The following is a 24,292-nucleotide window of genomic DNA, read 5'->3' on the forward strand; positions in this document are numbered from 1 at the left end:
GTCTAGCGCGCCATGTCGCCGCGCAGACACATCTCCTACACCATATATTTCAGGAGTTTTCCTATGCCTTCCTCTGCAAAGCGCGGCCTTGCCTCGCTACTGGCGGGATCGTCCATGCCGGCCCGCACCCATCCTGAATTGCGCAGCCGGCCCGCCGAACAGTCGCCCACGCCCGCAATTGGCATGATCGGCAAATATCAGCTGCTTTCCACCGCGCATCTTTCGATGAACACGGCGCTGTTGCTTGACAGCTGGTGCAATGGCCACGCCCATGAAGCGCCAACCACCGTGGCGCGCAACGCCCATGGCTGGTTTCTGTCGACCCGCTCTATGTCAGCCGATTGCGAGCGCGCCCTGCCTGCCGATCTGATGGCTGCCATCCTCTTTGCGCGGCGGCGCGGCATCGATCTGCTGCATTTCGACTGCGATGGTCCAACGCTGCCGCAATTGCTGGTGCATGACTGGTGAGCATGAAGCACGCCGACGGCATGTCGCTTTGCGTGGATCGGCCTGGCAGCAGCGCATTTGCGATCGGAGGGGAGGGGGACTTTGAGAAGGGGCGGAAAATGACCGCCTGTCCAAGGAGACACATATCATGGCTTTACCTCTCACGATCACCCCACAGGTGGGCGCGTCCCTCATCACACGCGTCACGCGTCTGTTCAATGGCACGATCCACGATGTGCTGAACGAACTGCTGCAAAACAGCCGCCGCGCTGGCGCCACCGCTGTAACTCTGGATCTTGAAGGCTCCGATGGTGCCCCCATCCTTGTCGTGAGTGATGACGGTTCGGGCATCGATGACCCGGTTGCGCTGCTGACTCTTGGCTATTCAGGCTGGAATGATACGGTTGCCCACCGCGAAGATCCGGCCGGCATGGGCATGTTCAGCCTTGCAGGACGTCAAGTTGAAGTACGATCCTGGTCGCGCAGCGCGGGCACGGGCTGGATGGTCGAGATCCCCGAACAAGGCTGGCAGAGCCCAGAGCCGCTCGCGATCCAGCCCTGCGCCATAACCGGCGGTACGCAGTTGCGCATCGCCTTGCCGGACGCATGGACCAAGAATTTGCTTACCGCCGCCCGCAACGCCGCACGCTATTTTCCGCTGCCGGTAACTTTGTCGGGCACGCCTCTGCCACGCGAGGATTTCCTCGCCGAGGCTGTTCGGGTCGAAACCTGGCAGGGCTGCCGCATCGGCATTTTCAGCTGGCGCGGCTACCAGCCGGTCGACATGGCCCGTATTAATTTTCACGGTGTCACCGTGCCTTGCGATTTGCCGTTCGTGTCGGAGGTGGGCAAAATCGACAAATGGTGCGTGAAGGTCGACATTATCGACGCGCCCGATCTGCAACTGGTTCTGCCTGCGCGCAAGGAAATGGTCCGTAATGCAGGGCTCGACGCGCTCAAGATCGCTGCAGAAGCCGCTATCTATCGGATGATCTGCGACAATGGCGACCATCGACTGGGCTTTACGGAATGGAAGCGTGCCAGGGCATTGGGCATCATGCTACCGCATGCAGCGCCCTGGCTTCCATGCTGGGCGCCGATGACCGCCGAAAGCATGGGGTGCGATCAGGGCGAACCCATATCGTCGCCTGATATGCTGGTCGTGCCCGCATTGGAGATAGACCTTCAGCAAGGCGCTGCGCCGATATTGAATGCGCCGGACAAGCTCGGCGTGCGCACGGTGCGGATCGCGCCGGAATTTTCTGGCTATGACTGGTATGACAGGCTGCCCCGCCTTCAGACTCTTGCCTTTGTGATCGAACAAAATGGCCTCGAACATATGTATGAGGCCGACACCGAACTAGATCCGTCCTGCACATCGGGACGGGCCGACGCAATCACGCTCGAACTGGGGATCGCCGATTGCGCATTGCCTGGTGCGACGCTTACGAAGCGATGCTTCCCGCTTGAACTGCTGGTGTGTCGCAATGAAGGCTATGATCTCGATGATGCGATCATCCTTATTGGAAGCAACGCCTTCGTTTCACCCGATGATCTGGCCTGGCAAATGGAACAGAGCCTTTTTAGAGCATCGGATGACAGCGATTGCGACAGTTGGGAAACCCAGCAGGACAATTTTCAACGAAGCGCGCGTAACAACGCTTATGCGTTGCTGCTGAGCGAGGAGGAGGCTCTGCTGCGGCAAATCCGCGACAGGCTTACCGACAAGGTGCAATGGCTGATACCGCCGGACCGCACTCTCAAGGTTACAGCGACCCGTACGGGCGTCGAACTGACATTGGAACCGGCGCCATGACGCCTTCGCACCCTCCAAAAATTCCTGCTCTGGGGAGGCTTGATATGCGACGATCCGCGATGTTTACCCTGTCCACCATGCATATTCCGCTCGCCGAGCGACAGAAGATCGAAAAGCTGATCAGGGCAGCGCCGCGCGACGATGACGGCCGATTGCATGTCGCGCATGATGATCTGGTTATCGAACCCCATCTCTACGGATTCTTCGTTCATTGCGGCATCGCGGCCTGCCAGGCCGCCGATCCGCCGGACATCTCGTCTCAACTCTGGGCGTTGCTTTCGGCAGCCAATGCGGACGGAGCGTCCTGGCTGCTGTTCGACCGGGATGAACCACCATCCTCTTGCTGGCCGACGTTCGATGCAGGTTGAGGGAGCACTTCGCCTCTCGTCACCTGCTTGTCAGCATTCTGTCGAGCGCGGCTCTTGCAGAATTATATCATAAAATGATATCTGGGTCGGAAAGGAGTATGACTATGCCATCCAGCTTCACCTTAGGAACCCATTTCGAGGGCTTCATCAAGCAACAGGTGAACACCGGTCGTTATGCATCGGCCAGTGAGGTCATTCGCGACAGCCTGCGTCTGCTAGAGGAGCAGGACGCCATGCGACAGGCGCGGCTTGAGGCGCTACGCGCCGAGATCGATCTGGGTGCGAGCAGCGGGACTGGCATACCTGCGGAGCAAGCCTTCGCAAATGCAAGGGCACGCATTGCTGACATTGCCGCTGCCAACAAGGAGCAGTGATGCATCTTTCGTTTTCACCGGCAGCCGACGCTGATCTGACAGATATTGCCAGTTTCATTGCCCGGGATAATGTTGATCGGGCGTTGACATTCATCGATGAACTCCAAGCGGCTTGCACAAAGCTTCTCTATTTTCCTGGCTCTGGCACGGTGCGTTCCGAGCTTCGCCCGGATCTGCGGTCCAGAGTATATGGCAGTTATGTGATTTTCTACACGCTTGTGCCGGGGAGTGTCCGCATTGAACGCATTCTCCACGGTGCCCGGGATGTGAGCACTATCCTGTCGTAAGACTGATGTGGCATCGCCCGGTCGTGGCGGCCGGTGCTCGCGCATTAAGCTGGACCGACTTCCTTCCTGTCAGGAGTCGAACCGTCATGCCGCAAGATGATGCTGGCTGGTTAGTCATCGGCGCAAAAAGCCCCTGATGGAGAAGTCCCAATGTCCAACACCGATCCTGCGGCATCGCTATCGCCGCGTCGCCAGCGACTGTCCTCGTTCGAAAACTCTTACGCCGTCGCCTTGCAACGCCAGCGGCAGACCGGCGTCAGCCAGTTCATCCTTCGCACGGCGAACCCTCTGCAGCCCTTTCGCACGACCAGTCGTGCGCCCAGGTTTCAGGAATATATTGTCGCGCTGGTCGCTTGAACAGAAATGGGCTGCGATCAGTCCTCCCAAAAACCGCGCTTGCGTCCATGCTGTGCCTGGAGTGCTGCTACATAGGTTTCATGGTCGGGATGATTGCCATAATCATCGATTCTGCGGGCAAGATGCGCGCAGCTTTCCAGATGGCGGGCGGCATGCGGATAGCGTTTGACCCGCGCCCGCTCCAGCGCGAAATCGACCATCGTGCGAAGCGCCAATGTGGCCGCCAGCGGATGGCGGCTTTCCAGTGCTTCGGCAGCATGGTTGAGAAGTTCATAAGGATCGCCATCCAGTTCGTCAGCGCGCGCCAGCATCATAGCTGCCGCGCCCTCGATATCAGGCCAGGCGAGCAGGAAATGCAGGGCGTGGGATAAGGACGGGAAGGCGCGGACATGGGCCAGCGCCTTCTTCTCCGCGTCGAGATCATCAAAATCGGGCAGGCGTTTGAGATAGGCCCGCAGATATTGGGCGTCGAGCGCCGTGACGAACCTATCCCATCGTTCGGCCTGCGCCTCGTCGGTGCGGCCCAGGGAATCGAGGATAGCAATCCGCACCCGGTCCCAATCCGGCCAGTGGCCACCTTTCTGCCTTACGGCCTGCGCGTGCTCGATAGCCGCCATCGCCTCGTCCGTCCGGCCCGCGTCGCCCAAGCGCTCGGCGATCGCCGCGGCGACGGCGGGATTGTCGCGCTGTTCGACGGGATATTGGGCTATGAAAGCATCCACATCACCCAACGCATCGGCAATCTCCAGCAGCGCGGTCTGGACTGTGCGGGCGTGACGCCGGATCTCCATATCATCCTCGTAGATGGCGCCCCCTGATCCATAGCCGATCATAGGTCGTTCAGCTTGCGTCTGTTGCTTTGACGGGCTGCTTGCCATCGCCTCAAACTTGCCTTGGAGCAGTAGCAGTCCCGGCTTCCCGAGAACCGGCGCCATCAGCGTGATGAGCGCGTCGAACTGGCCATAGCCATTGTCGCACACGCTATCGAACACTCTGTCTGCCAGCCGTGCAGTTGGCAGTTTTGCTGCCGCAGCCAGTGGCACAAGGTCAGGCAATGCGGTAGCAAATATCGAACCGATCTGACCGCTGCTATCATCGCAGCGATCAAATACCGGTCTTGCCAGCGCAACCAGTTTCCAGAGCAGATCCAATGCAGTTGCCGGATCATGGGGTGCGACATGATCCATAATTGCTCGCCGCTGTGCCTCTATGTCCGCTGCCAGCAGCTTGACCTTGTGCCAGTCGACAAAGGCTTTCGCTTTGGCGATGGTCGCAATTCGTTTGCCGATTTGGTCGGCAACGTCCCCGCTGCCACTGACGCTGGCCAGCTCCAGCCGCAACCGTCGTTTGGCCTGCGCGTCCCTCGTCACAAGCTCCAGCAGCAATTGCGCCAGGCGCTGCGCGCCCAGCGCTTCGAGGTTGGTCTGATTGAGGGTTTTGGATGAGGCCATGGGCCATTTTTGTCTTGCTGGGACGAGGGACGTCAAGCGTGGAATGATATTGGGACTGGGAATGGGCGGCTGCCCGCGCGGTGCGCGGGCACCGGGCTGGCGGGCTGGCGCCCCAAGCCCCGCTGCGCGGGTCTTGGCCCTGACGGGCGCGCATCCCTGCCGCGTGGGGCGGGGGTATGCGTGGAAAGGAAGCGCGGCGCGGCGTGAAGAATGGGGGCATAGGCGAATGGCAGTGGGTCGCCCCTACCAATGGCGCAGGGGGCGAGGGCAGGATCAGAGGAGAGGAGGATCTGGAAAGATTGTCGCCGGAAATGGGTTTCGAGCGACGATCTGGAAAGGTTAAGTCAATGAACATCGGAGAAGTTCGTATCGTCAATGGTCGTCTGGAAGGCCGTGTCGCCACCCGCACCATCGATCTCCCCCGCATCGGCCTGCGCAAAGTCGATAGCCAGAATCCGCGTGCGCCGGTCTATGAAATCCTCGCGCTTAACGTCGCGCGGCGCTGGGTGCAGGTCGGTGCGCTGTGGGAAGCGGTGGCCAAAAAGTCGGGCGAAATATTCCTCGCCGGCAATATCGATGATCCCAGCCTGCCTGAACCGCTGCCGGTTGCCTTTTTCCCGACCGACAATGGCGGCTATTCGATCGCCTGGCGGCGCGACACGCTGCGCTCGGACTTTGGTGGCACTGGCTTTGGCGCGGCCAATTATGACCGGATGGGTGGCGGTGACGCTGGCTATGATCGGGCAGAAGAGAGCGGCTTTGGCGCTAGCACCGCTGGCATGGACGGGTCGCTGGCCGGTGCCGACGCGGGGTTCGACAGGCAAGCCGACTTTGAACGGCTGAACGGCTGATCATCCGCACTGTGGCCGGGGAAGCATTCGCTTCTCCGGCCATTTTTTTGTCATGCCATCACCCAGGAGACAATCCATGTCCCAGGATAATGCCCGCAGCGTCGACAGCTTTGCTGATCTTAAAACGCTTTATGCCGCCATCACCGCCAGTCCCGATTTTCAGCGGGCCTTTGGCGATCCGATCCCGCTCAGCATCATCGAGCCGGGCGAAAGCCCAAGCGAACATGACATGCCCGAACCGCTTGCCGCGCAGGCCGAATGCGGGGCCGTCATTGCCACCATCTTCGACCTGTTTTCTGGTACGCGGCTCGAACCGCTTGCCGCCGAGATCGCCTGGGGGTTCGTCAACAGCTTCCATTTCGTGGCGTCCAGACTAGAGCGGCGCGAGGACGCGCTGGTCGATGAACTACGCGACATGCTGCGGCGGCCCGATCTTTCCGAAGTCTTCAACAGCGAACTGGAAGAACGGCAGTTGCTGTGCCAATCGACCACCGAGCAGCGCGAAGCGATCGAATGTATGCGCGACTATGCCGCCCATGTGTATAGCGCTCAGTCGGGCTGGCCCTGGTCGCCCTCCCGGGGGACGCGGGCGTCGCCTGCATCCAGCGCCACCCAGATCGCGGTGCAGGATTTCATGCGCGCCCGTGATCTGGCTGCGCGCGAGCGCTATCTGCCCAAAGGCCCGATTGTGGTCGCCTCCGGCCATGCCGACTGGCATGACTGGCAACCGATATGGGACCGGCTCGATCTGGTGCGCAAGCGGGTGCCGCACATGACATTGGTGACAACAGCCCAGCGCAAGGGGTTCGACGCGATCGTCGCGGCCTGGGCCGGTGACCGCGGCGTGCCGCTGGTCGCCTACACCCTGGCGGGGTCAGGTCGTAAAGCGCCCTTCCTGCGCAACCGCAAGATGGTAGAACTGAAACCCGTCGAAGCGGTGCTGGGCGAAGGATCGGGCATTCAGGCCAATCTCTACCAGGTGCTGCGCAAGGCGGGCATTCCAATCCATGCCTTCCGCAAGGCAGATCAGGCCCCGTTAGAGGCCGTGGGCAGGCCTGGCGCTAGGCGCCGGCGCAACGCCGCTGCCTGATCGTTCAATCTACCAAACCGGGGACGGCGCATGAGCGACCGTCCCTTTTTTTGGGAGGCCAATATGGCGATACCTGATGCGTACCGGCGGAATTTTCAAACGCTGCTGCGGGCAGCGGAAGACGGCAATCTTGCGCTGGTGGAATGTACCGATTCCGTGACGGGCGAACCAAAATATGTTCTGTGCGCGGTTGGACGGGATGGAGAGGCTTATATTATGACGCCTTTCGGGCATCTGTGGGAAGGCGATCCCTACCTCGCCTATGTGCCACCGGGAAATCCTGAAACATACTGATCGCAGATCTGAGCGCGTGGCGGGCCGGCGTCTAAGGCGAGTGTCGGGGCATTGCTCTCAGGTGAGCGACTGCAAGCTTACGGCCCCAGGATAGGAGCGGAGGAGGGGGGATGTGGCGCGATGACAGGATCATCGCGTGGCTATGAAGGAGGCTGCGCATGGAAGAAGGATCAGAATGGGGCGATGCGTCTGTGTCGCCTGTGGTGGTAGACGACGTCATGGCCAGGTGGGCGCGCCGGGAGGCGCAGGAGGCCCAGCTTCTGCCGGTGAACAAGACCGGCATATTTGGCGTACTGTCGGCTGCTGGCATGAGCATGGTGCTCATCCGCTTTGATGGATCGGGCGATAGTGGCCAGATCGAAGAGATGGAGGCGCGCGATGCACAGGGCATTAGCCTTCCGATAACCGATGTGCCGGTGAACATGCTGGTACTGCCCTGGGGCGAAGATATCCCTAAATCGCAGACTGTTCCGCTGGGCCAGGCCTTGGAAAATATCACCTATCATTTACTGGGTTCTGCCCATCCGGGCTGGGAAAATGGAGACGGGGCCTTTGGTGAATTTATCTTCGACGTCGCTGCCGGAACGATCCGGCTCGACCATTATGACCGCTATACCGCCACGGAAGAATTTACCCACCATTTCTAAAGGAGGCGCGTCATGGGACATTGCTATCATCATGCGCTTTCGAGCGTACGCAAATGGGGCGGTGAGGCCGAAGATTTCCTGCCGCTTCATCAATGGTTCGATGAGCCTTCAAAACTGATCATCGCCGACTATCGGCACCGAAGCCTGCGCCATCATGCCGAAGGCATTTTCATGGCGGAGCATTTTTTTGGGCCAACGATCACCCTTTCGACAGGCCGCATTGTTCCCGTGCGCCTGATTGCCGAACAGCATGTCATCGAGGATCTGGGATTTATTCCATCCTTTGCCGACTGGGTTCGCGCCATCAAGCCCGAACCATGGATGGGACGAGCGCAGCCTATCCATAGCCTGGTCGATCCCTTTTCCATCACTCCGACGGCGGCCTGAACTTTGGCATATTTGAGCGCGATACCCCTGAAGAGTTCATATTCAAACGGGGCTCGCTGATGGCGTAATATCGCCAGGTCATCCCAGGACCCATTCCCGAATCAGGGGCATCGAGCCCCAGATTCGGGAGCCTCCTCTCTTCTCTCAACTCTTTTTAGTGTGGCACGGGGTCAGCACCGGCCTCAAGGACGGCAGGGCCCCACCATTTTTTCCGGCGGGTCTGACCTGTGTCTGTCGATCCAGCCTTAGTGGCCGCCAGAAAAAATCGTGACCCCCACCGCCGCTGCGCGGTCGGGCTACGCCCGATCCTTGACCCCGCTGCTCGGAGCCCGTGCCGAAGAGAAAATCTCAAACTGTAAAGAGGAGGTTTTCATGACAAGGATTTTCCGTACCGTCCGTTCCTTCCCCGAAATTGCCGACCTGCTGGGGCTCGAAACCGGGCAGGTGTCCGACCGCTTCAGCCAGGCTTTTACCGAGACGATCGACGGGTTCCGCATGGGGCATGCCGAGGAGGAGAGCGATGCCGGGATGCCCGATCCCTGGCAGGTGCAGCAGGCGACCGAACTGATGATCTGCACTCTTTTTGACGTCCTGCGCGACACAAGGCTCGAAAGCATAGCCGGACGGATCGCCTGGGGGATCGTGCACAGCTTCCACAAGGTTGCAGGACAGCTCGATGGCGAGGCGGACAAGGCAGCGCTCAAGGTCCGGGATCTGGTCCGCGATGCCGACGGCAGCGAGGTGCTGATGGCGCAGTTGGAAGAAGCGCAAACCATCTGCCAGTCCCTCGACGAGGCGCGCGATGCGGTGGCCTGCATGCGCGACCATGCCGCAGGAAGTTATCATAATGAAACAGGGCGGCCCTGGTCTTCACCGCAGGGATCGCTGGTGTCGAGCAAGCGCACCGCCTCGGTGGTTGCCGCCCAGGACTTCCTGACCGCCCGCAGGGAGAAAAAAGCCGCAAGCCATTCCCCAAAGGGACCGATCGTCATATTCTCCGGTGGGCAAGTCTGGGAGGATCATGACCAGATCACCACGACCCTTGATGCGATACGCCAGCGCATTCCGACAATGGTGCTGGCGACGAGCGCGCAGGACAAGGGATGCGATGCGATCGCGGCATCCTGGGCGGCGCGCAGTGGCACACCGCTGATAGCCTTCACCCTCAACCGCAAGCTGGGACAAAGGGCCGGGTTCGCGCGCAATGAGCAACTCCTGGCGCTGCAGCCAGTCGAGGCGGTGGTGTGCGAAGGCTCAGGGTGTCAATCGGCGTGCAAACGGGACCCCTTATCGGCGCGCAAAAGGGACCCCCTGTCAGGATGGCGGAGCGTTGATGTGACGGGCTTCCTTGCGCTGCGCGCGGCGTAGGGAGGGCGTAGCCCGACCGGAGGCGCGCGCAGCGCAAAACATCTTCTAATTGATCGGTGCTGGGGGGGATCAGCTGCGGTTTTTGAAGCGCCAGCTGTCATTGCCGGTCTCGACGATGTCGCAATGATGGGTGACGCGGTCGAGGAGCGCGGTGGTCATCTTGGGATCGCCGAACGTTTCATGATGCTGCTTTCCTGGAAGGGGTCATACTGTAATTTGGCGCTGTGAGCGCCTTTATTTGCTGGAGGGTCAGTTCCACCTGCCACGGCTGTCCCTTCTTTAGTTGCCGGCCCTGAAGCTTACCGCGTTTCAGCCATTTGAACACCGTCTGCTCAGTGACGCCGAGCGCGGTCGCGGCACCTTGGATCGAGTAGCTGCCATCCGGCCAACGGGGCGGATTATGCTCGACGCCGTTGATCTTTACGGTGGGGATATTCCAGCGCTGGCGCAACAGGTGCACCGTGTTGTGGTCGAACAGCCCGTCCAGGCTGTTCCGCAGACCCTCTGTGTTGAGCGCGGTAGCGACCTCGGCGTCCATCATGCCAGCGGCGTTGAGCTCTCGGATCCGCTGTTCTAGCACGTCGGCATGAGCAGCTTCAGCATAGGATTGAGTGCGCCGCATGACCCAGTGTTCGGTCGCTGCGCCCGTCTGCCAGATGATGCGGATCCACACCATGCCTTTCGCCCGCCGCTGATCTAGAATGACCTTGTCGATCACGAGGCGGAGCATCGCCTTGCGTTCGCTGTTCTCGATTCTTTCCCAAAGATCAGGCAGGTCGATGCCGAACGCTGCGATACGGGCGCGATCGTCGGCATTCAACGCAACGGTTTGCTCCGTCTTCCACCGCCGATAGTCCTGCTCGACCTTTTCGACCTCACGCAGCTTGCTTTCCCAGATGCTTTCGAGCGAACGGGCAACGAGGCGGTTTTCCGGCTCGACCGCGTCATATTGGCGCCGGGCACGCTCGCATTCATATTCGGCGCGTTCGCGCTTGAGTGTCCATTGCCGTTCGAGTCCATGGACGTCCGCGTCGATGGCGTCGAGCGCGGCCAACGCGATGGCGAGTTGGTCAGGGGTGAGCGCTGCAAGGAACTGCCGTTCGACCTCAGCCTCAACCCGCGGCGCACGCACCTCTTGGCAATATTGACCGACGCAGGTCGCTCGTTCGGAACGGCACCGATATACCGGATGGTTGCTGTCAGGGCCAGAGTAGTTGAGTGCCATGCGCCGTCCGCAACTGCCACACATCGCTATACCCTGCAGCAGCGCCTTTCCCTTCCGAGGCATGCCACGATGCCCGGCTTTGAAGTTGCCGACATTGTCCGTGAGCTTGTCGCTGATCGCCATATGCGTCTCCCAACTGATATACGCTGGATGAGCATTCTGGATGCAGACTTCCCACTGTTCGCGCGGAACAGCGCGCGTCGGGTTATTGGCCCCCTCGCTTCGCTTTTCGGGCGCAGCACACCGGCGTCCGTAGACATAGGCTCCCGCATAGACAGGGTTTTTCAGGATATTGCGCACACGCGCATCGGTTGCATCGCGCCAGGCTATTTCGTGTGGCGCCGGTCCCTTCAACGGCCTGACCGGCAGGGCAAGATCGGCCTGGCGCAGATAGCGCACTGCTGCCTTTGCGCTTCCCAGGCGCATGAAGCTGTCGAACACAAGTCTGATGCGCTCCTGAACCTGGGCGTCGGGATTGAGCATGATCCCTCCGGCGGGCGCGTAGATCAGCCCTGCCGGAAGCGGGATACGCAGTTCGCCGCGCGCCGCCTTCTGCCGTTCCCCCGTGTGCAGGCGCATGCGGATCTGATGCAGCTCAGCCTCGCTCATGATCCCCGAGAGACCCAACAAAAGCCGATCATGGTAAAGTCCAGGATCATATATTCGTTCGCTGTCGGCGATGAGAACGCTGAACATCGAGCAGAGCTGAAGCAGTTGATGCCAGTCACTGTTGTTGCGTGCGAGGCGCGACGCGTCGTAGCTCAGAACGAGACCGGCGTGACCCAAGCCAACTTCAGCGATTAGGCGTTGGAAGCCGTATCGGTGCTGAGCCTCCGCGCCGGATTTCCCCAGATCGTCGTCGATGATCTCGACCCGTTCGCGCGGCCAGCCAAGGCCAAGCGCGCGGTCGACAAGCCGATACTGAAGCGCCGTGCTTTCCTGGTGATGGCGGATCTGGCCGACGCTCGACTGACGGACATAGACATAGGCCAGCTTGGCCTGCTGCGTGGTGCTTATCCGTTCATCTACGGCATAATCTCTCAACATCGGTGTCACCGGCGTAGCGGGCAGTTGGGCGCGAGCACAAAGCCTGCGCTATCGTCGCCGCCAGCTGACGCTGGATTGCTGGCGGCAGGCTCGACCATATCTGGATCTTTGGCCGTCTCCGGGGAGAGCTGATGTTCACTCTGGCATTCCTCGTCCTGTGATGAACGGCGCAACGCCTCTGCCAGCGCAACGACTCGCATTAGGATGGAGCCTGAGACCAACGGCGCGGATTTCGAGTCAGGCGGAGCGGTAGCCAGATCGGTGACGGAGCGAAGGATGTTTCGCTGCCCGCCATGCGGCACCCGGATAGTCATCCAAGCCGGCCCGCGATCAGACACCAGCTTCAGAACTTCGAACCGCTCGCCGAAGAGCGGATGCTGAGGGCACGTCACCGTTACATGGCGGATCAGCCCGTCGATATCAGGGGTATCACTGGATGGTTGGCTCGCCGAACACGGTGGGCCACTCGCCAAAGGCGAGGTTGGTGGTGATGATGACGCTGGTCTGCTCATAGAGTTTGCTGATCAGGTGGAACAGCAGCTGGCCGCCTGATCGGGCGAACGGCAGATAGCCCAGTTCATCGAGCACGATCAGATCGAGGCGGGATAGCTGGGCGGCGAGAGCGCCACTCTTGCCGATCCTGGCCTCCTCTTCGAGGCGGGTCACCAGATCGACCGTGTTGAAGTAGCGGCCTCGGGCGCCGGAGCGCACTACATTGGCGGTGATGGCGATGGCCAGATGGGTCTTTCCTGTGCCTGTGCCGCCGACCAGGACGATATTGCGCCGTGCGGGCAGGAACGCGCCGCTGTGCAATGAACGCACAAGCCCCTCGTTGATCGGGGTACCCTCGAACCGGAAGGCATCGATGTCCTTTACGACTGGCAGCCTGGCAGCGGCCATCCGGTATCGGATCGACGCGGCATGACGATGCGTCGCCTCCGCTCGCAGGAGATCGGTCAGTATCTCCATGGTGGTGCGCTGGCGCTGAAGGCCGGTGATGACGGCATCGTCGAACGCGCCCGCCATGCCCTTGAGTCCAAGCCCGCGCATGGCCTCGATCATATCATGCCGCTGCATCGAAGGTCCTCAGCTGGTCGTAACGGGCACAGTCGGCGATCGGGGGATGGCGCAGAGCGCTATCCTCGGAGGTGATGATCGTCAGCGGACGCGGCGGTTCCCGGCGTCGTGCCAGGATGTTGAGGATCAGGTCGTCGCTTGCCGTGCCCGTCGCCAGTGCCTCATGCACAGCGGCTTCGACAGGCTCCAGGCCATCGGTCAGTACGGCCGACAGTACACGGACGAACCGGCGATCGGCATCGTCGCCATTACCCAGCTTGCGGCGCAGGCGGGCAAGCGCCGGTGGCAGATCCCAGTCCTGGAAGGGGGCACCGTTCCGCAGCGCGCCAGGCTTGCGGGCCAGCACTGGCAGATAATGCCAGGGGTCATAGATCGTGCGGTTGCGCCCAAAGTAGCGAGGATGTTCAGCGACAACCTCTTCGCCGCAGCGAACGACGATGCGATCGGCATAGGCGCGGACCTGCACCGTGCGTCGTGCCACCGTCGATAGCACCGAGTAGCGATTGCGGTCGAAGCTGATCAGGCAGGTGCCGGTCACAGCATGCTCGCTCTCATTGAAGCCGTCGAACGGTCCCAGCATCGGCTGCAGCGCAGATCGTTCGATCTCCAGCATCTGCGCCACGGTCAGCTCTCCCTGTTCGGGATGGGGCTGCCGTTCCGCCCAGCGCCGACACTCGGCCTCCAGCCAGCCATTGAGCTCTTCGAGACTGGCGAACCGCAACCGGGGCTGGAAGAAGCGACCCCGGATCGTCTGCACCTGGTTCTCGACCTGACCCTTCTCCCATCCCGCCGCAGGCGAGCAGGCCGTGGGCTCGACCATATAATGGTCGGTCATGATCAGGAACCGCCGGTTGAAGACGCGTTCCTTGCCGGTGAACACGCTCGTCACAGCCGTCTTCATATTATCGTAGATGCCGCGCCCTGGCACGCCGCCGAAGAAAGCAAAGCCGCGCGCATGCGCGTCGAACAGCATCTCCTGGCTCTCACGAGGATAAGCCCGGACATAGACCGCGCGTGAGGCACACAGTCGCATATGCGCGACCTTCACCCGCATCGGTGCCCCGGCGATCTCAACATCTTCATGGCTCCAGTCGAACTGGTAGGCCTCGCCTGGCCTGAACATCAGCGGGATGAAGGCCGTGACACCATCGCCGGCATCTTTGCGCCGCTCGATCTTCCAGCGCGTCGTATAGCGCCGCACCGCATCGTAAGAACCCTCAAAGCCTTCGCGCACCAGCAGGTCATGGATCCGCGTCATCCGCAGCCGGTCACGCCTGCCGCGCAGCTCGTTCTCTTCCAGCAGCGTGTTCAGGCGCTCCTGAAACGGACCGATCCTGGGCAGCGGCTGAACCTTGCGCTGATAATCAAAGGCGCCCTCCGGCGCTCGGACCGCTTTGCGGATGACCTTCCGCGACACATGCAGATCCCGTGCGATCGCCTTGATCGCCTTGCCTCCGGCATACTCGCGCCGGATCCGTAAAACTGTCTCCAAAACCAACATCCCGATCTCGCCGCCTGAAAATCCAGCCGGCTGCTTAAACCATCGAAATGAGGGGTCCCTTTTAGACGCCGATCACCCCGCTAACGGGGTCCTTTTTGCACGCCGATCCACAGCGCTGATCATCGGGGCTAGGGCAAGTCCCGACGACTATCCGCTGATCCTGAAGACCTATGCCGATCGCATCCAGTTCGACGGTGTCGCGCTGATGCTTCCATCCTCCGAGGCGCGGCTCGCCGCGGGCGCGCTGGTGGCCGATGCCGGCATCGTCTTCTATCTCGCGGGCTGCTGGCATCTGCTCGAAGGGCTGCGTCCGGCGATGGGCTGGTGGCGCTGGCTGACCTTCGTCCTGCTGGTCGCCGGCAACGCCTGGTCTCCGCTCGGCCATGCGGGCTTCTACTATGTCGGCATGGCCTACAAGACGATCCTCGAAACGCCGGCCGCGGCCCATGGCGCGCTGCTCGATCTCGGCCAGCACTTCTACCATGTCCTGCTCATCGCCTGGTTGATGCCGATCGTGACGCTGGGCCTGGCGCTGCTGCTCCTCGGGATCGTCATCGCGCTGGGCCGCACCGCCTGGCCACGCTGGTTCGCAGCGCTGGCCAATCCCGTCTCGCTGGTCGCGATCGGCATGCTGATCGCGCGCATCCTGCCCGAGCCGGCGCACACCTGGCTTGACGGCGCCGCGTTCAACCTCGGCTGGCTCGTTGTCTATGCCGTCTCGACGGCGCTGCTCTGGAATGGTGGCCGTTCGCCGGTCGCATCACGGGACGAAGCAGCATGACCGAAGCTGCGACAGCGACAGGCGACGAACAAGTGGGGGAGGAAGCATCAGGCGCTTTCAGCATGAAGCCACTGATGTTCGAGACCTTCGTCTGCTCGATGGCGATGATGTCGTTCGTGGCGCTCGCGGGCCCCATCGCGCGCGTGCTTGGCCTCGAGCCATGGCAGGTCGGCGGGGCGATGACCGCGTCGGGCATCGCCTGGATGATCATGGCGCGGTTCTGGGGCGGCCTTAGCGATCGGCGCGGCGCTCGTCGCTTGACGGCTTGATTGGATCGGGGGCGCCGCGATCAAGCGTTACCGCTCGGTTAGAGAATGGGATGACCAAATTATCGCTGCAACTTTGCCATCGCTTCCACTTCGATGGTTGTAAGCTCGTCGATTGTCAGGTCGAGCGCAGAGCGCTGCGTCTTCAAGTCGACCAACCTTTCCCGGATGCGGGCAATCAATCGCTCCATTTGCTCCTTATGCTCGGGATCGGCATCGTAGAGATCGAGAAACTCCTTGATTTCCTTGATGGAGAAGCCAAGGCGTTTGCCGCGCAAAATCAGCTGTATGCGTCCGATCTCACGCCTGGAATATGCCCGGGTACTGCCTACCCGTTGAGGGGCGATAAGCCCCTCCTTTTCGTAGAAGCGTAGCGTGCGAAGTGTCAGTCCGAGTTCCTGAGCGACATCCTGGATGCCGTACACTTGTAAATCCGCATCCTTTGCGCGGGTTCTCCCCTTGTGCGTGGGGTTGTCGCGATCCGCGTCCTTAAGCGTTTCATCGTCCTCGGCGAGGTGGAGCGAGTTCCCCATGCCATCCACTCCCTGTCCTCCAATCACGGCTACCCTACCACTCAAGCGCATAAGCCTCGTAGCTTGACAGGGGATAGAGGCTCAGGCGAGCTTTTTGTTCTCCTCCTCGATCAAATCCTTCTTCGAAAGTTTGCCGATCAACGTCTTGGGCAGGCTGTCCCGGAATGCGAAGGCCTTGGGCATCTCGATCTTGCTGAGGCGATCCTGCAAAAAGACCTTGAGTTCATCGACGGTCAGGTTCGATCCCTCGTGCAGCGCGATGAACAACTTGGGAGATTGACCTCTGTAGGCGTCAGGGATCGCGATTGCGATCGCCTCCTTTACCGCCGGGTGCTGGTAGGCCGCATCCTCGATGATCCGGGGATATACATTATATCCGCCACAGAAGATGATGTCCTTGATGCGGTCGACGAGGAAGAGATAGCCATCCTCATCAAAATAGCCGATATCGCCGGTTCGTAGCGCGCCATCGACGAAGACAGCACTGGTTTCTGCAGGGCGCTGCCAATAGCCCTTCATCACCTGAGGGCCGCGGGCGCACACTTCTCCGCGGTCTCCCTGGGGAAGAACCCGCGAGGGATTCTCCGGATCTCGGATCTCGATGATGGTGCCGGGGAAACTTGGGCCGCAGCTATTGTCCTTCACCGTCCCAAACAACGGGTTGCAGGCGATGATCGGGGCGGTTTCGGAGAGCCCATATCCTTCCACGACCCTGGCACGCGTGCGTGCCTCGAACTCCTCGCGTACCTCGAGCGGGAGCGGTGCGCCGCCGGATATACAGGCGCGCACGGCCGAGAGATCGGGTATCTCGTCGTCCGGAAGCGCGTTCAGGGCAACATAGATCGTAGGCACGCCGAAGAACTGTGTCGGCGGCTTGCGCTTCATCGTGTTGAGAACCTGCTTCATCTCAAACCGTGGCAGCAGGACGATTTCGGCGCCGATTTCGACTGAGAAGTTGAGCACCGTCGTGAGTGCGAAGACGTGAAACATGGGCAGGACGCCGAGAGTTCTCTCCTGCTGCGGGCGAAGTCCTCCCACATGCACCACCATCTGGGCGCTGTTCGCCGTGAGGTTGGCGTGGGTCAGCATTGCGCCCTTGGGCACGCCGGTTGTGCCTCCGGTATATTGAAGGACCGCGACATCATCAGGGTGACGTTCTACCGCGTCAGGTTCGGCATCATGGGCGAGAAGCGCCTTGAGCCGGACATGAAGGCCTTCGTCGAGTATCCGCGCGTGGTCTTTTCGCTTGAATAGCGCAAAGCCCAGGCCTTGCAGCCAGGGCAGCATATCCCTCATGCTGCACAACACGATCTTGTCCAGCCCGGCACGTGGCGCGACGGCTTGCACTTTCTCGTGGATTATCCGGACGTCCGGTACCGCCATCATGCGCGTTCCCGAGTCCCGGATCTGATGCTCCAGTTCGCGCTCCGTGTAGAGCGGGTTGAAGTTGACCACGATCGCACCCACGCGCAGCGCCGCGAAGTACAATATCGCGAAATAGGGGCAGTTCGGCAGGCACAGGCCGAACCGATCGCCCTTGCGCAGCCCCTGATCCTGCAATCCACGTGCTGCACGGCGAACGAGTTGCCCCACCTGCGCATAAGTCCAGGTTCGCCCGAGAAAGTCGATGGCGACGCGTTCGGGATAAAGGTTCAACGCATTGTCGAGGAGGTCGGTCAGGAGCCGTGGCGGAATTGCCGGTTCCGGTATCGACGGGAAGGCGCTGATGGCGGGCTGGGGCATGGCGATCTCCAGCATCAGAAGTGGAAACGTCCGCCGAGCGACAGCACGACGGCGTGCGCGTCCTCGAGCTTGCCGTCCATCAGGATCGGCGTCTGCACGGCCGTGCCGGCATAGGCCGCTGTCGTGCGATCAATAGTCGTATCCTTGAACGTAATATACGCTGCGCCCGCATCGAGCGTGAACCGGGAAGACACGGCATAGCTTGTGCCGGCAGCGAAATTCCAACGGTTGCTGTCAGGCACTCGAGCGTCCCGATTGCCGTTGCGCGTCGGGGTCTGGGCGTGTTGAACGCCGGCACGAACGGTCCAGGCTGGTGTGACCGCGTAATCGATGCCGCCTGCGAAGCTCCAAGTGTCCCGGTAATTTTCCGGGATTGAAACGTTGAGCGGCGCGCCGAGCCGGATAGCGTCGAATTTCGACCAACCCATGCGGGTCACCTGACCGTTGAGGGTGACCTTGGGCGACACCGCCACGCGCGCTCCGAAGATCGCCTGCCAGGGGGTCTCGAACGTGGCGTTTGCATTCACTACGCTGTTTTGCCCGGCGAGCGGACCAAGAAGACCGGTCGTCGTCACCGAACCGTCGAGATTATGCTTCACGCTCGACTTGTAGCTGGCGCCCAGTTGCATGGGGCCGGCGCGATATTGCAGCCCGGCCGACCAGCCAAGATCCCAACCATTGCCTTTCAGCTCCTGGTGGCCGTCGGCGAGAAGAGGCGATAGGTTCGGCAGATAGTTGGACAATGATGCGTCGGCATATTCGATATTAAGCGCGGCGCCGATGCTGAGATTTGGCGTAACGAGGTAGGCGATCGATGGCTGGATGTCGTATGTTCGCAGCTTGGTCTTGTCGGCGCTATACCGTGCCCAGCTGTCGGCATCATAATTGGTTGTGAAGCTATAAGGGGAGGCGACGGTCAGCCCCAAAGCGAGCCGTGATGTCAGGCCGACGGCTATCGCGCCGGAGGGTAGTACGCCATTATTGATCGGATCACGAGAGCGTTGGCTCCCGCCTACAGCCGCAGCCGACTGCCCGGGACGGACAATGAGCGTGTTGACATTGTCAACCGACCCTTTGGGAAGGATTACGCTTACGGCCTGGTGGGCATCGACTCCTTCCATGCCTGCGATCGCAGCCGGATTCCACCAGAGGGACTGTACGCCCTGGTCGGCGACCTCGCCCGAAAAGGCTCGTCCGGCACCTCTGGACGATTGTTCCTGAAGGTAAAAGGCCTGCGCGCTCGCGGCTTGCGGCGCGAGCAATCCAGCCGCCACGGCCGATGTTGCGATCCCAACTTTCCAATTTTTGCCTGCCACGCCCATCTCCCCTTTCGTGATTGTCAAATTCCTCGTGCTTATCGGAGGCGCGTCCATGTCTGCGTCTTGCACAGGGGCCAGACGATGCAGCCCTTGAGGCGCAAATGATCCCGATCGGCTAACGTGACCGTCGCGCTGTATGTACCGCCATCCTCAGCGTTGTAGATGGAACCACCCGACCAACTGCCCGACTTCCACGTAAAACCCTGCAGAATCTGCAATCCACGAAGCGGACGACTGCGCAACGCAGCGGTCTTGTTCTTTTCGTCACGTAGTTCGGGGTTGGCTTTGATCCCGTCGGAACTGATCAAGGCACCGCAGATCGATTGCCCGCAGCGGGTGATTTCCACGACGCCATGACGGCTCTCGGTTTGCCAGCGACCGACAACGGTGTCGGCGGGCAATGCAGTGCTCGAAGCCAGTAGTGTCAGAATGATCGACATTGTTCCTCTCCGCGCGCCTTCAGGCGACCGTCTGTTTCACGTCTGGAGCCAATATGCGGCAAATCAGCGTCCCATAACCATCTCGATGACGTATAGGTAAGTCAATAGCTCAATGCGTCATCAAAATGCCTATTAGGTTGTGTGCGAATTGGAGGGGTCAGGCGCTGCTGGCCCCGTCGTCAGGGTTCGGGCGTGTTCGTGTGTGACGCCGTCAAGCTATTGATCTGTGCGTGCCTTCAAGAAAGGAAAGATTGCGATAATTGCCCAGTTCCTGAATGCGCTGGATGGAACGCGACACTTCGCCGTCAGCCGCCCCGTTCGCGGCAACGACCAGGCGCCCGTAGCCGCCGGCGTGAATGCGAAAGTCGCTCCAGATCCGGACGCTATCCCCGATGATGCAGGAGACGAGATGGCCCGGATGGAAGTCGGCCCGATCGACAACCGGCTCGGCGTAGCTATCGTTCGCCACAACGACGATGTGGGTTGCGCGGATGACCAGGCCCGGCAGCGTTTCCATCCACTGCAAGGTATCACTGAAGGGGCCGACCTCGGGAGCAGACCAGAACTGCGCGTCCGCGCTGACCGAGGTTGACGTTAGCGTCGTGGTGACCGCTTCACTGTGCCTTTCCCAGGCCAGCCGCCCGTTGGCGGACCACTCCGTTTCCAGGTGGCGCAGGTTGCGATCGAGTCCAGAGGCACATCGCTGCTCCAGGATCAGCCATTCCTTCTCCCGGTCATTCTCATCGACCAGGCGAACCGTCTGAAATGCCATGGCGGGCAATTCGAGTGCAGGAAAACGGCGCAGATGCATTTCGCCGACGATCTGACGCCGGAGGGGATGCTCAGAAAATCGCATGTGTGCGCCTTCGAAAACAGGTGCAGTGGCGCTTGGGGAGAGGCGCAGCCGTCGATAAGACGGGCGCGAGCATCATCGCCGGGATGAGAGTGCGCGGTTTTTCACTGGCGAGCATCCGTACGTTCCTCGGCCAAGACCTCCGATATCAAGCCTCCCGGGAACCGGTGCATGACGATTCCCTCGACGGCGTGAGAAGAGTGCCAAAGATTTTAGTTGACGTAAACGTCATTTCACGCACCATTAGGTAATCAGATGTCCGATTCCCTGGAGAGGCTATCATCGATGCGTAATGTGGTTGTTGCGGGCTATGCCCGGTCCCCCTTTCACCTGGCAGGCAAGGGCGCGCTGGCGCGCGTCCGCCCTGACGATCTGGCCGCTCAGGTCATTCGCGGACTGATTCAGCAGACCGGCGTGAAGGCCGAAGATATCGAGGATATCGTGCTGGGCTGCGCTTTTCCTGAAGGCGAGCAGGGCTTCAACATCGCGCGCCTTATCGGTCTTCTTGCCGACCTGCCGCTCTCTGTCGGCGGCATGACCGTTAATCGCTTCTGCGGATCGTCGATGAGCTCGGTCCACATCGCTGCGGGCCAGATTCAGCTTGGCGCCGGCGAGGCCTTCATCTGCGCGGGCGTGGAGTCGATGAGCCGCGTGCCGATGATGGGGTTCAATCCGCTGCCGAACCCCGAGCTCGCGAAGAAGAGCGCCGCCTATATGGGCATGGGCGACACGGCGGAGAATGTCGCGACCAAATATCAGATCACCCGTGCCCAGCAGGAAGCCTTTGCGGTCGCCAGTCAGGACAAGGCGGCCGCGGCTATCGCGGCCGGCAAGCTCGAGGCCGAGATCGTGCCGATCACGACCAAGGCGGGCGTGGTCGACAAGGATGGCACGCCGCGTGCCGGCACGACGACGGAAACCCTCGCCGGGCTGAAGCCGGCCTTCAGCCAGGACGGCACGGTAACGGCGGGAACGTCCTCGCCGCTGACCGATGGCGCAAGCGCAATCCTGGTCACGAGCGAGGATTATGCGCGCGCGCATGGACTGCCGATCCTTGCCCGCATCAAGTCGGTTGCTGTCTCTGGCTGCCAGCCGGAGATCATGGGCATCGGACCGGTCGAGGCCTCGCGCAAGGCGCTGCAGCGGGCGGGGCTCAGTGTGGACCAGCTTGACGTTGTCGAGCTCAACGAAGCCTTTGCGAGCCAGTCACTGGCCTGCATCAGCGACCTGGGGCTTGACCAGTCGAAGGTCAATCTGGACGGCGGCGCCATCGCGATAGGCCACCCTCTGGGGGCGACCGGTGCGCGGATCGTGGGCAAGGCCGCGGCTCTGCTGAAGCGCGAAGGCGGCAGCTATGCGCTTGCCACCCAGTGCATCGGCGGCGGTCAGGGCATCGCCACCGTGCTGGAGGCGGCGGAATGAGCGAGCAGGCCATCAAGCCAGTCGGCGCCCCGCCGGAAACCATCAAAAAGGTCTGCGTGATCGGCGCAGGCGTCATGGGCGCCGGCATCGCAGCGCAGGTCGCCAATGCCGGCGTGCCGGTGCTGCTGCTCGATATCGTGCCCAAGGAGGGCGGCGATCGTGACGCCGTGGCGAAGGGTGCGGTCGCGAAGATGCTGAAGACCGATCCGGCGCCCTTCATGTCGAAGGCTGCGGCGAAGCTCGTTGAAACGGGCAATATCGACGACCATCTCGAGCGGGTGGCCGAATGCGACTGGATCGTCGAGGCGATCGTCGAACGGCTCGACATCAAGCAGGCGCTCTACGCCAAGCTCGAGCAGCTCAAGCGTCCGGGCACGGCGGTATCGTCCAATACCTCGACGATTCCGCTTGGCCATCTGGTCGAGGGGCGGGACGATCAGTTCAAACAGGACTTCCTGATCACCCATTTCTTCAATCCGCCGCGCTACATGCGGCTCATCGAAATCGTGACCGGCCCCGACACTGATACGGCTGTGGCGAGGCGCGTCTCGGATTTCGTCGATCGAAAGCTCGGCAAGCGCATCGTGCCGGCGCGGGACACGCCGGGCTTCATCGCCAATCGCATCGGTACCTACTGGCTGGCCGTCGCGATCAATGCCGCGATGGACCAGGGGCTGACGGTGGAGGAAGCCGACCAGATCGGCGGAAAGCCGATGGGCGTGCCCAAGACCGGCATTTTCGGCCTTGTCGATCTCGTTGGCGTCGACCTCATGCCGCTGCTCACGAAGAGCCTGTCCTCGACGCTGCCGGCAGGTGACGCCTATTTCGACACGGTGAGGCCGATGCCGCTCGTCGACAGGATGATCGCGGAAGGCTTTACCGGGCGGAAGGGCAAGGGCGGTTTCTACGCGTTCGACAAGGCGACGAAGACCAAGAAAGCGCTCGATCTCGCGACCGGCGAATATCGCGTATCGGTGAAGCCGGCTTCCTTGCCGGGCCGGGCCGAGAAGGACCTGGCAGCATTGGTTGCTGCGCCCGGCAAGGTCGGGGCCTATGCCTGGGAAATTCTCGGCAAGGTTCTTTCCTATGCCGCGAGTCTGGTCGGTGAAGCTGCGGACAACATCGTCGGCATCGATGACGCGATGAAGCTCGGCTACAACTGGAAGTTCGGGCCGTTCGAACTGATCGATCGCCTCGGGCCGGGCAAGCTCGCCGAACGGCTGGCCGCCGAGGGGCGGGATGTTCCCGCGATCCTCAAGGTAGCCGGAGATCGGCCTTTCTACCGGGTGCAGGACGGCCGTCGGCAATATCTCGATGCCGCCGGCGACTATCATGATGTCGTGCGGCCCGAGGGCGTGCTGCTGCTGGAAGACATCAAGCTCCATAGCCAGCCGATCCTCAAAAATGGTTCGGCGGCACTCTGGGATGTCGGCGACGGCGTTGCCTGCCTTGAGTTCACCGGCAAGATGAACGCGCTCGACGGCGATGTGATGAAGCTGATCGGTCAGGCGATCCCGGTCGTGCAGGACAAGTTCAAGGCGCTCGTCGTCTATAATGAGGGCAGCAATTTCTCCGCCGGCGCCAATCTCGGTCTTGCTCTGTTCGCACTGAACATCGCGGCATGGGGCGAGATCGAAAAGCTCGTCGCGGGCGGGCAGCAGGCCTACAAGGCGCTCAAATATGCGCTGTTCCCGGTCGTGAGCGCTCCGGCCGGCATGGCATTGGGCGGCGGTTGCGAGATCCTGCTCAACAGTGATGCCGTGCAGGCCCATGCCGAAAGCTATGTGGGTCTGGTCGAGTGCGGCGTGGGTCTGATCCCTGGCTGGGGCGGATGCGGTGAAATGATCGATCGCTGGCGCTCCAGTCCCGGCATGCCCAAGGGGCCGATGCCGGCCGTAGCCAAGGTCTTCGAGACGGTATCGACAGCCACTGTGGCAAAGTCGGCCGCCGAGGCGAAGGAGCATGGCTTCCTGCGTCCCTCGGACGGCATTACGATGAACCGGGACCGTCTGCTGGCGGACGCCAAGGCGAAGGCACTGGAACTGGCCGACGGTTACAAACCGCCTGTGGCTCCGGAATTCCGCTTGCCTGGCGCGGGAGGCAAGTCCGTTCTTTCGATGGCTGTCGAAGGCTTCCAGGCCCGTGGCCTCGCCACATCTTACGATGGTGTCGTATCCGGCGCGCTCGCCGACGTCCTGACGGGCGGCGAGAAGGATCTCATCGACATCGTGACCGAAGAGGATCTGCTGGCGCTCGAGCGCAAGGCCTTCATGCAACTGGTGCGCGACCCGCGGACCCAGGCGCGCGTCGAGCAGATGCTCGTCACCGGCAAGCCGCTGCGTAACTGA

Annotated in this window: 25 protein-coding genes and 1 pseudogene; 16 read left to right on the forward strand and 10 right to left on the reverse strand. The window is 61.4% G+C overall.

Features of this window, described 5'->3' with window-relative positions; genetic code table 11:
• The first annotated feature begins 63 nt into the window (after positions 1–63).
• The 6 genes from OVY48_RS03240 (at position 64) to OVY48_RS03265 (ending at position 3,649) form a co-directional block, all read left to right on the forward strand.
• Positions 64–468, forward strand: coding sequence for a hypothetical protein (locus tag OVY48_RS03240; RefSeq protein ID WP_152542604.1), 405 nt, complete (start codon positions 64–66; stop codon positions 466–468).
• Positions 469–595: 127 nt separating this feature from the next.
• Complete coding sequence (locus OVY48_RS03245; protein ID WP_313921840.1) at positions 596–2,263, forward strand: ATP-binding protein; 1,668 nt, start codon at positions 596–598, stop codon at positions 2,261–2,263.
• A 44-nt stretch (positions 2,264–2,307) separates the two neighbouring features.
• Positions 2,308–2,631: a hypothetical protein gene (locus OVY48_RS03250; RefSeq protein WP_313921841.1), complete on the forward strand. Its 324-nt coding sequence runs from the start codon at positions 2,308–2,310 to the stop codon at positions 2,629–2,631.
• 104 nt (positions 2,632–2,735) lie between these two features.
• Positions 2,736–3,005: a type II toxin-antitoxin system ParD family antitoxin gene (locus OVY48_RS03255; protein ID WP_043150469.1), complete on the forward strand. Its 270-nt coding sequence runs from the start codon at positions 2,736–2,738 to the stop codon at positions 3,003–3,005.
• Complete coding sequence (locus OVY48_RS03260) at positions 3,005–3,292, forward strand: type II toxin-antitoxin system RelE/ParE family toxin (protein ID WP_313921842.1); 288 nt, start codon at positions 3,005–3,007, stop codon at positions 3,290–3,292. Before OVY48_RS03255 ends, OVY48_RS03260 begins: the two co-directional genes overlap by 1 nt.
• Positions 3,293–3,442: 150 nt before the next feature.
• Positions 3,443–3,649, forward strand: coding sequence for a hypothetical protein (locus tag OVY48_RS03265; protein ID WP_313921843.1), 207 nt, complete (start codon positions 3,443–3,445; stop codon positions 3,647–3,649).
• 17 nt (positions 3,650–3,666) lie between these two features.
• Here OVY48_RS03265 and OVY48_RS03270 read toward each other — a convergent pair whose 3' ends face one another.
• Positions 3,667–5,100, reverse strand: coding sequence for a DUF6880 family protein (locus OVY48_RS03270; RefSeq protein WP_313921844.1), 1,434 nt, complete (start codon positions 5,098–5,100; stop codon positions 3,667–3,669).
• Between the two features lie 347 nt (positions 5,101–5,447).
• Here OVY48_RS03270 and OVY48_RS03275 point away from each other — a divergent pair, with 347 nt between their 5' ends.
• The 6 genes from OVY48_RS03275 (at position 5,448) to OVY48_RS03300 (ending at position 9,737) form a co-directional block, all read left to right on the forward strand.
• Positions 5,448–5,951, forward strand: coding sequence for a DUF736 domain-containing protein (locus OVY48_RS03275; protein WP_119749426.1), 504 nt, complete (start codon positions 5,448–5,450; stop codon positions 5,949–5,951).
• 76 nt (positions 5,952–6,027) lie between these two features.
• Positions 6,028–7,041, forward strand: a complete 1,014-nt coding sequence (locus OVY48_RS03280; protein ID WP_313921845.1) for a DUF2493 domain-containing protein — start codon at positions 6,028–6,030, stop codon at positions 7,039–7,041.
• Between the two features lie 30 nt (positions 7,042–7,071).
• Entirely contained in the window at positions 7,072–7,335 is a 264-nt protein-coding gene (locus tag OVY48_RS03285; RefSeq protein ID WP_313921846.1) for a DUF6117 family protein, read from the forward strand.
• 158 nt (positions 7,336–7,493) lie between these two features.
• The gene (locus OVY48_RS03290) at positions 7,494–7,982 is read left to right on the forward strand and encodes a DUF6878 family protein (RefSeq protein ID WP_313921847.1); all 489 of its coding nucleotides are present in this window, start codon (positions 7,494–7,496) and stop codon (positions 7,980–7,982) included.
• Positions 7,983–7,994: 12 nt separating this feature from the next.
• A complete protein-coding gene (locus OVY48_RS03295; RefSeq protein ID WP_130754541.1) occupies positions 7,995–8,369 on the forward strand; it encodes a DUF6915 family protein in 375 nt (124 codons plus the stop codon).
• A 372-nt stretch (positions 8,370–8,741) separates the two neighbouring features.
• Entirely contained in the window at positions 8,742–9,737 is a 996-nt protein-coding gene (locus OVY48_RS03300) for a DUF2493 domain-containing protein (protein ID WP_313921848.1), read from the forward strand.
• A 69-nt stretch (positions 9,738–9,806) separates the two neighbouring features.
• Here the strand turns inward: OVY48_RS03300 and OVY48_RS03305 are convergent.
• From OVY48_RS03305 to istA, 4 genes and pseudogenes are all read right to left on the reverse strand, one after another.
• Positions 9,807–9,911 (reverse strand): annotated as a pseudogene (locus tag OVY48_RS03305) (ATP-binding protein); the annotation flags it as partial.
• A gap of 4 nt (positions 9,912–9,915) precedes the next feature.
• Positions 9,916–12,009: a recombinase family protein gene (locus tag OVY48_RS03310; protein WP_037473055.1), complete on the reverse strand. Its 2,094-nt coding sequence runs from the start codon at positions 12,007–12,009 to the stop codon at positions 9,916–9,918.
• A gap of 429 nt (positions 12,010–12,438) precedes the next feature.
• Positions 12,439–13,086, reverse strand: a complete 648-nt coding sequence (gene istB / locus OVY48_RS03315) for an IS21-like element helper ATPase IstB (RefSeq protein ID WP_313921849.1) — start codon at positions 13,084–13,086, stop codon at positions 12,439–12,441.
• Positions 13,073–14,587, reverse strand: coding sequence for an IS21 family transposase (istA, locus tag OVY48_RS03320; RefSeq protein WP_313921615.1), 1,515 nt, complete (start codon positions 14,585–14,587; stop codon positions 13,073–13,075). The genes istB and istA overlap by 14 nt, the downstream gene beginning before the upstream one ends.
• Here istA and OVY48_RS03325 point away from each other — a divergent pair.
• Positions 14,487–15,368 carry a DUF6796 family protein gene (locus OVY48_RS03325; protein ID WP_313921850.1) on the forward strand — a complete coding sequence of 294 codons (882 nt, stop codon included), beginning with the start codon at positions 14,487–14,489 and terminating at the stop codon, positions 15,366–15,368. The two genes, istA and OVY48_RS03325, sit on opposite strands and share 101 nt — an antisense overlap.
• Positions 15,365–15,637 carry a hypothetical protein gene (locus OVY48_RS03330; protein ID WP_017503288.1) on the forward strand — a complete coding sequence of 91 codons (273 nt, stop codon included), beginning with the start codon at positions 15,365–15,367 and terminating at the stop codon, positions 15,635–15,637. Before OVY48_RS03325 ends, OVY48_RS03330 begins: the two co-directional genes overlap by 4 nt.
• Before the next feature lie 59 nt (positions 15,638–15,696).
• Here OVY48_RS03330 and OVY48_RS03335 read toward each other — a convergent pair whose 3' ends face one another.
• From OVY48_RS03335 to OVY48_RS03355, 5 genes are all read right to left on the reverse strand, one after another.
• A complete protein-coding gene (locus OVY48_RS03335; RefSeq protein ID WP_017503287.1) occupies positions 15,697–16,167 on the reverse strand; it encodes a MerR family transcriptional regulator in 471 nt (156 codons plus the stop codon).
• An 81-nt stretch (positions 16,168–16,248) separates the two neighbouring features.
• The gene (locus OVY48_RS03340) at positions 16,249–17,925 is read right to left on the reverse strand and encodes a long-chain-fatty-acid--CoA ligase (RefSeq protein WP_409592838.1); all 1,677 of its coding nucleotides are present in this window, start codon (positions 17,923–17,925) and stop codon (positions 16,249–16,251) included.
• Positions 17,925–19,232, reverse strand: a complete 1,308-nt coding sequence (locus tag OVY48_RS03345; RefSeq protein WP_036526777.1) for an OmpP1/FadL family transporter — start codon at positions 19,230–19,232, stop codon at positions 17,925–17,927. Before OVY48_RS03345 ends, OVY48_RS03340 begins: the two co-directional genes overlap by 1 nt.
• A gap of 32 nt (positions 19,233–19,264) precedes the next feature.
• Positions 19,265–19,669 (reverse strand): DUF2147 domain-containing protein, encoded by a 405-nt coding sequence (locus tag OVY48_RS03350; protein WP_037479959.1) that lies wholly within the window; start codon positions 19,667–19,669, stop codon positions 19,265–19,267.
• A gap of 211 nt (positions 19,670–19,880) precedes the next feature.
• Positions 19,881–20,525, reverse strand: a complete 645-nt coding sequence (locus OVY48_RS03355) for a DUF3422 family protein (RefSeq protein WP_037479961.1) — start codon at positions 20,523–20,525, stop codon at positions 19,881–19,883.
• Positions 20,526–20,807: 282 nt separating this feature from the next.
• Here OVY48_RS03355 and OVY48_RS03360 point away from each other — a divergent pair, with 282 nt between their 5' ends.
• Both OVY48_RS03360 and OVY48_RS03365 read left to right on the forward strand, forming a co-directional pair.
• On the forward strand, positions 20,808–21,944 hold the full coding sequence (locus OVY48_RS03360; RefSeq protein WP_004206969.1) for a thiolase family protein: 1,137 nt from the start codon (positions 20,808–20,810) through the stop codon (positions 21,942–21,944).
• Entirely contained in the window at positions 21,941–24,292 is a 2,352-nt protein-coding gene (locus OVY48_RS03365) for a 3-hydroxyacyl-CoA dehydrogenase NAD-binding domain-containing protein (RefSeq protein ID WP_313921851.1), read from the forward strand. Before OVY48_RS03360 ends, OVY48_RS03365 begins: the two co-directional genes overlap by 4 nt.

The sequence above is a fragment of the Sphingobium sp. SA2 genome (genome assembly GCF_032227065.1).
Taxonomy (GTDB): domain Bacteria; phylum Pseudomonadota; class Alphaproteobacteria; order Sphingomonadales; family Sphingomonadaceae; genus Sphingobium.